Annotated in this window: 4 protein-coding genes and 1 pseudogene; all 5 read right to left on the bottom strand. The window is 59.3% G+C overall.

From position 1 onward, the window contains the following. Positions 1 to 114 precede the first annotated feature (114 nt). The 5 genes and pseudogenes from K359_RS56010 to K359_RS0145785 all read right to left on the bottom strand — a co-directional run bounded on the left by K359_RS56010 (position 115) and on the right by K359_RS0145785 (position 7,046). Positions 115 to 1,266 (bottom strand): AI-2E family transporter, encoded by a 1,152-nt coding sequence (locus K359_RS56010; protein WP_084518820.1) that lies wholly within the window; start codon positions 1,264 to 1,266, stop codon positions 115 to 117. A 217-nt stretch (positions 1,267 to 1,483) separates the two neighbouring features. After that, positions 1,484 to 3,361, bottom strand: a complete 1,878-nt coding sequence (locus tag K359_RS0145800) for a sensor histidine kinase (protein ID WP_029085011.1) — start codon at positions 3,359 to 3,361, stop codon at positions 1,484 to 1,486. Positions 3,362 to 3,446: 85 nt separating this feature from the next. After that, positions 3,447 to 4,454: a transporter gene (locus K359_RS0145795; protein WP_029085010.1), complete on the bottom strand. Its 1,008-nt coding sequence runs from the start codon at positions 4,452 to 4,454 to the stop codon at positions 3,447 to 3,449. 894 nt (positions 4,455 to 5,348) lie between these two features. Continuing rightward, a pseudogene (locus K359_RS56005) lies at positions 5,349 to 5,780 on the bottom strand (DNA ligase); the annotation flags it as partial. A gap of 510 nt (positions 5,781 to 6,290) precedes the next feature. Beyond that, the gene (locus K359_RS0145785) at positions 6,291 to 7,046 is read right to left on the bottom strand and encodes an outer membrane protein (RefSeq protein WP_029085008.1); all 756 of its coding nucleotides are present in this window, start codon (positions 7,044 to 7,046) and stop codon (positions 6,291 to 6,293) included. Between the last annotated feature and the right edge of the window lie 428 nt (positions 7,047 to 7,474).

Below are 7,474 nucleotides of genomic sequence, written 5' to 3'. Positions count from 1 at the left end.
AGTCACGAGCGCGTGAATCACGATGTTGATCACGCTGATGACGGTGCCAAGCAGGAACTGGACTGCCATCGCGTGCTCCCATCGCGGACTCGGCCATGCTCTTGGTTTGGTGGGTCAGCGATTGTTATCCAGCGAAGGGGCTGAAGAGCCGCCTTGATGCAGATCAAGAGAGCGCGGCGGCCCATAGCCAACATCTCCCCGCTGCGGAGCGCGTTCGGTACGGATCCAGGCAACCGTCAGTTCCCAAGCCACCGACAGAATGATCGGTCCGATGAAGAGGCCAATGATGCCGTGGACGAGGGTTCCCCCGATCACCCCGATCAGGATGACGAGTGCGGGCGTGGTAAGGCCTCGCCCCATGACGAGCGGCTTTAGGATGTTGTCGAGCACTGATACGATCACGAGAAACACCGTCAGCAGAAGCGCGATCGGGAATTCCTTGTCGGTCCAGATCCAGATAATGACCGGCAGGATGACGATCGTTCCGCCGATCTGCACGATCGACAGTAATAGCACCACGAACGCCAGCAGTCCCGCGCTGGCGATACCGGCCAGCTTGAACCCGATGCCGGCGAGCAAGGATTGAAGGATCGCGACGCCGATCACACCCTGGGCGACCGCACGGATGGTGGTACCCGCGAGGTCCAGAAAGTGCTCGCTCTGGTCCGGCACGATCCGTGACAGAAAGTCACGACCCGCGGCCACGAGCTGCGGGCCATATGGAAACAGGACGCCAGCCACGACCACGGACAGCAAGAACTTCACGGTCCCCACACCGGCATTGCCGGCAAATCCAAGCAAGGTCGTCGCGAGGGGCTTGAGATAGGGCACCACTTCGCGCAGAAGCGAACGCAGATTGGTCGAGGCCTGATCCCAGAGATCGAAGAGCCGAGGCCCGACGAGTGGCCAATCCTTGATCGATTGAGGTGGCGAAGGAACCAACATCTCGCCCGCCGTCATTTGACCGGCAAGATCCCTGATCCCGTCGACTGCGCCCATGCCGAGCCACGTCGCGGGCCCGATGACAACGGCAAGACTGATAAGGGTTAGGATCGCTGCCGCAAGTTTCGGCCGGCCGCCGAGGATTTTGGCGAGGCGCTGAAACACCGGATTAAGCGCAACGGCGAGCACGACACTCCAGGCCAGGATTGGCACGAACGGACGGATCAGGAGCACTGTCCAGGCGATCAGGACCGCGAGCAAACCCAGCCGGATCACAAGCTGGATGATCTCGTCTCCGGAGATGATCTGACGGAGTGTTCTCACGGACGCGCCTTCAGCCTTGGCCACGCATGTTGCGGGTGAGGGAGCCTAGTCCCCCTCTCGCGCGGAGGGCTTGATCCAGATCAATCGAACACGACCGAGCGCAAGTGCGCCAACCTGCTGACTGACGACTGATCCACTCGCCTTCTTGCAGCCACCGGCATGGCCTTCGGATGGATCGGCTCGACGGTGGCTTTCGGCGCGGAGCCGCCGCTCTGGGTCAACTAACAAGAGGAAGCCTGATCCTAAACGACGCGCCGCCATGATCCCTATTTCTCGCTGATATCAGCCCCTTGTGTGCCGCGATGATAGTGCGCGCGATGGATAGTCCCATCCCCATGCCTTCGGCCTTGCTGGTGTAGAACGGCGCGAAGACCCCTTCTAGTTTGTCTTCGGGAATGCCTGGACCATGATCTGACACGGATAGCTGAGCGAAGCTTTCGACCCGCGAAGTTCGGATGCTGATGATGCGATTTTCGCTCGGCTTGTCCTTCATCGCGTCGATCCCGTTCACGACAAGGTTCAGAATGACTTGTTGAAGCTGGATGCGGTCGCCGAGCACCGGAAGCGCACCCGGCGTTATCACGCCGATCAACTCGGCCTTTCGTGCGAGAGCCAACGCCGAGAGAAATTCGATGGTTTCCCGTGCGACGTCATTGAGGTCGAGACGTTTCAGTTCGAAGGGTGCCTTTTTCAGAAGGCTGCGCATGCTGCGGATGACCTCCTTAGCGCGCCGGTCATCGTTCAAAATATCGTCCACAATCTCGTTCAGTGCGGAAATGTCAGGGCTGGGAGATTGCAGGATTGCCTTTGCGGTTTCGGCATTGGTCAGAATGGACCCGAGCGGCTGGTTGATTTCATGAGCGATTGAGGCGGTCAGTTCACCAGCAGTCGAGAAGCGATTGACATGAGCAAGTTCAGCCATGCGCTGCCGCGCCTGCACTTCGGCAAGTTGACGCCGACGATGCTCACGCAGCAGGACCGAGATAAACCCGGTCTGTATCAGAAGAACCGCGACGATGGATGCGATCTGCCACCTATACCGCTCCCAAACCGCTGGCTGTCGGAAGTAGACGGTGCTGCCAATAGGCAGGTTACTGTCGCTGATCCCAAACCGCTGCATTTGCCGCCAGTCAAATTTTGGCGACGCGTATTCGATGGCCGGAGTTTTGATATTGCCTGCTTTTTCTCCCTCAAGGATGCGAATGGCAACGGCTGCGGCTATCCGCCCTCCCTCAAGCGGAGAGAACATCGGTCCGCCAACGACATTCTCTCCGAAAAAAGAACCATCGAAAGAGAAAATCGGCGCGCTGGCTGAGGCAGCGAGCTTATTCAGAGCATTGCCCGTTTCGTGTGTCATCCCTGCCGCATCGACATTCATTAGAACAAAGAAGATTGCGGTATGAGGCGGAAGATGTTCTGCTTTCTTAAGAAGCTCGTCGAATGGAAGTTCATCGTACCATTTTAGCTCGACCCGGCCCGCGAGCGGCACGAGTTCTCGACGCATTTCTTCCGTCCAAAATCGCTCTATTTGGGAAGTGCCGTTTACAATTGCGATGGTCTTTGTGTCGGGCAAGACGCGCATGATATTCTCGAAGAGAAACGGAACATCATTCGTGGCCGACACTACAGCGTCATTATCCGTCAGTTTTTCATATTGAACTAAGCGCTGGTCTACGGCTGTAATGATCATCGGCACCATTGGAAAAATAAGCTGACGATGGCGCTGGATGAAACTGGCTGCCGGTGCGCCGAGGGCTACGATAAGGTCGGGCGGATGGTCCGTGTAGAGGGTGCTAAGGTACTCAACGACGGCACCTTCTAATTTTTCCTGAGATTGGCCGGCATTCACAAGTGAATGTTCCAGAAATTCCACCGAACTCTGCGAGTGCAGGTCTATTTCTGTGCGAATGGCCTGAGCGTAGTCGCTCCAAGGTTTGGAACGAGGACCGAATGAATGCAGCATCAGAACTCGTTTGGGCCCTGGATCAGCCGCCTGACTTTGAGCCAGCGTCGCCAGCAAAAATGCGACCGCCAGCGCGGCGGCGAAGGTCCACGTGCAAGATCGCCATGATAAGGCAACTAGCCAAAACTGCATTGCTGTCTTACCGCGACGATGGCCCGCGACTGATCGAGCGAACAGAACCGCTACGGACTGTCGCCCTGCCATACGACATCCTTCCTCAATATCCGTCGCCCCAACGATACTGCCATGCGATAGCAACTGCCGTCAGTTCGCTTCCTGTTCGGGTCGTGATGCCGGTACTGGCAGAGAGCTTGAGTGAGTTCTGTCGATTGATCGGCAAGGCGACCGTCAAGCCAGCTCGCGTTATCGCCTGCTCGTTATCACTTTTGACGCCGTTGAGGGCCGTGCGGCCGCCCGCGAAATAGAGCCCGTCCAGCGCCATCCATACGCCGGACTGAAACGTGTAGATGACATGTCCCTGCACGGCATAGATCGGAGCCTGCGAGAACGTATTGCCGCCGAAGAAGTCGGTGTTGTTGCTGAAGAAAGTTACGCTTGGGGCTAGCTCGACGGTCCATGGACCCCATGCCTTTGAAATCCCGAACTCGGGCCGGAATGACCAGCGATTTCCGCCTAGGTTTAGCAGCTTCGTGTTGTCATACTGCCCGACCGGCGCGGAGACCTGCATGCTTACTCCGACGATTAGATCCTGCCGATAGCTGGCGAATTCCTTCGCCGAGAGCGCGGGTGCCCCAAACAAGTTGACCGAGAAGCGAAATCGCGGATCGCCCAAGCCCAACATCTCCCGCTCGCGCGGCTCACCGTTCACGAGGCCATGCGCGGCGAAAGACGATGTCGGCACGATCACATCAAGCTTGGCAGACTGGCCCGCAAGCTCGAAGGACCGAACATAGGCCACCACCCCGGTGTCGGAGCGGAATGTGGTGTCGGCAATCGCCGTGTTGGGATCGAACGCGAGCTTGCCTTGCGAGTAAGCGTAACCCGCGAGCAGAAAATTCAACCCGATAGGCGTATTGGAGTAGGATCGCGGCTCTGCCTCCTGTGCCTTCGCATTGGAGACTACGGACAAAGCGGCGATCATTCCGTATGCCAAGCAGAGAGAGAGCCGCCTTGCGACACGCGCTTCAGGCGCATCGGAGCTTGCGTCGACCACAACGGGCGCATCAGTGACCGTCAATTGCACCCCAACGCCATGCCGGTTCATCGAAGCATCCTACCAAGCGCCCCTGTCGGTTCAAGGGATCGAACGGTCCATTGGCAACCTTCGTCATCGTTTTATGCTTCAGGCACGAGGAGCCACGCAAAGGCCCATCTCGCCGAAATCGGTATCCGTGGTAGCGCGGTCCCCGCATAAGTTGCGCCTCGACAGGACCCTTAAGGAACGATGACGAACATCCGGCATCGCAGCGCCCTCACCAGTTCTCGGTAGGACTACAGAGAGGCCCTATTCACTGTTCTAGGCATATAAGTTTCGACAGGTCGCAATGCGTTTCTTGACCCAAATCAACGAGCGGACCGGCCACAGATTCAAACGTTCACAGCATGAAATGGGATCGGATAACGATGGCTGGCTGCGTCTCAATCGCACTTTCCGTGCTGATCCTGATTGTTATCTTCACGATTTAGCCGAGCGCCTTCCGGCGCTCTCCGTGGGTGAACGGAGTTCCGGTGATATAACTTTTATGGCTTGGCACAAACTGCACTGGCGTTACCGAGTTTTCCCGGCTTAAGTCTTCAACCTAAAAGAGAGGACGGTTGCGTTATGCTGGACGACCTACTCTACAAGGTGCTCGCTGTAGTTTTCGGGCTTTGCCCTGTCGCACTGACAGCCGCCGTTATGTTTATTTCAGGGTAATTCCCCGCAACCTGGCCCGACCGACCACCCGGGCCGGTAGATCGGCGTCGGGTCGGGACCTGTATCTCGCTCAGCGTTTCATTGTTCATCAAAGGAACGCTCGACCGGCTCGGCTGCCACACTGGCGGCGGGGCTGATAGGTTTGGATCGGCGATGGAGCGCTCAGGGTCGCGCGCGCGTGTCGTACCGCAAAATTCGCCCCATGTGCGGACCCTTACTGACTACCCTGCGCGTTAGCTCCCGTTAGAGCGTCGCCGCCACCCCCCCCTTGCGCTGGGCTAGCACCACCCCTCCTCGCGCTCGCGGCGCACCGCCGCGCTCGCCGGGTTCTTCGACTTGAGCCACGTCCTCGACCGCCCGCTGCGATACGGTGCATCCCCGCTTCGACACGATGCCCTCCAGCCCCATGCGGCAGACGTGCTCGAACACGGTCGGGCCGTCACCCGTCAAATGCTCAACGAACCGAATGGCGCGCCGCTTGGCTCTGCCGATCAGCTTGGCGAGCCGTCGCTTGCGCTTGATCAGCGACAGGTCGCGCAAGTCGTCGCCGTCATGCTCGATCAGGTCGAAGGCGTACAGCACCGCCTCCTGGCCCTGGCGTCGGCCCCGCAGCGCACGGAAGTCCGGCGTCCCGTCGTCGCGGGTGATCACCGCCTCGCCGTCGATCAGGAACGAGGACGTTGCGCGTGAAGCAGCGGAGCCGCCTACGGTTACGGGGTCGGCGCGGGCGTCGCGGGGGCGGCAGCAGTCGCAACCGCCGGCGCCGTCGCTGCGGCTTCACCCGGCTATTATGGATGGGGAAACACCGGTTCAGGGAACACCACCTGGACTAACGCTTACGCTGCCCAGACCGATCCTTATTTCGGCAAGCCCCATTATGCAGTCAGGGCTTACGCAGGAGCCTCCCTCTATTACGGCTATACCGGATGGGAGGATTACTCCGGGCGTAACTCTGCAAATGTGCGCCGGGCACCATGACCAAGCTGGACGACGGTCGGATGTATCTTTGCCAGTAGGGCAAGCGGAATACTCCGGAAAAGGCAGCTCTGTGAGTCGCCTTTCCTGATTTTCGCGAAACCGCCGCGTGTGCGAAATCATCACTGGCAACAACGACTGCCCGACAGGCTCGATAAAACAGCCCCGGCCGAGGCCGGGGCTTTAGGTCCGCTGGAGATAGCTTGGCTGTCAGTAGCGCGCCGCCACCGGCGTCGAGTAGCCGCCGAAGCGGTAGTTGATGCGCAAGGTGACCATATCGACGTCTTGGCTGATCCGATTGAGCGCACCGGCAACAATCGGATTGACGACAGAGAACGAATTGTTCGCGTTCCCCATGAACAGATGGTCGTATTCAATACCGGCAGACCAATTTGGTGCAAAGCCGTACTCCCAGCCCACACCCACGGTCCCACCCCAGCGGGTCGCGCTTGCGGAGGCCAGTTCGGCGCCGGTAAGCGTGCTAAGGATGCTGAAACGATTGCTCGTGACCGCCGCGCCGCCCTTCACGTACAACAGTGAGGCGTTCCAGGCGTAGCCGATCTGGCCAGTGAAAAGCCCGATGCCGTCCGTTGTCGTGCGGGTCGAGAACGCCGGAGCGATAATACTGGCACGCTGGCTGCTGAGATCAGCCCAATCCCCCTGGGCTTCCAGGCCGAACACCCACTGATTGGCCTGCCAACGGTAGCCGATCTGCCCGCCGACGAGGCCTCCTGACCGCTCGCGGCAGCCGTCACCGATGACCGTACCGGCCACCCCCACGAAATCCCAGCAATTTCGGCTCTGTCCCCAGCCGCCGTTGGCGCCTATGTAGAAGCCGCTCCAGTTGTAGATCACCGGCAGCGGAGCCGGAGGCGGGGCCTTGACGGCCATGTCGGCGGCCGATGCAGGTGCGGCGCCCATGGCAATTGCCGCGAAACTGACAGCGGCGGCTAAGAACTTTCTCATCCCAGTGTCCCCTCTCTCAACTGCACGTTCGCATGCAAACCACTTGCACTACCGGCGCAGAGCGTAGTGTGTGTCGGGCTAAGACCTCCGTAACAAAATGGCAACACTCATATACAAAGGTTTATGCACGACACCTTGCACTATTGCTGGTCGTTGCCGTGAGCCTTTCGCCACTCGCGTCTTCATCGGCGAGCCAGGCGAAGATCTGGGAAGCTGGGACAAGCTGCTTCGGTGAGTGCGGATTGATCGTGCCCGCAAATGCAGCGAGACCTTCGTCGAGCTGGGCGCGTCCTAGGCAGACGTGTTGCCTCGCCTGAAGCTGCAACCACGGATTTTCCCACGCCAGATTTCTTCAATGGATGCGGTCGCGCGGTCCCGGCGGTTCATGACGCGCCCCGAGGGACCCGGTAAGCGAATTGGGAGGCCCG

Source organism: Bradyrhizobium sp. th-b2, from assembly GCF_000426785.1.
Classification (GTDB): Bacteria; Pseudomonadota; Alphaproteobacteria; order Rhizobiales; family Xanthobacteraceae; genus Bradyrhizobium; species Bradyrhizobium septentrionale.
Note: the sequence above shows the minus strand (reverse complement) of the source record. Positions and strands in the feature narration are given on the sequence as shown.

Bases quoted from the DNA above. Each gene is read 5' to 3' on its own strand.
- K359_RS0145800 (WP_029085011.1), bottom strand. From the start codon at position 3,361: ATGCAGTTTTGGCTAGTTGCCTTATCATGGCGATCTTGCACGTGGACC.
- K359_RS0145795 (WP_029085010.1), bottom strand. From the start codon at position 4,454: ATGAACCGGCATGGCGTTGGGGTGCAATTGACGGTCACTGATGCGCCC.
- K359_RS0145785 (WP_029085008.1), bottom strand. From the start codon at position 7,046: ATGAGAAAGTTCTTAGCCGCCGCTGTCAGTTTCGCGGCAATTGCCATG.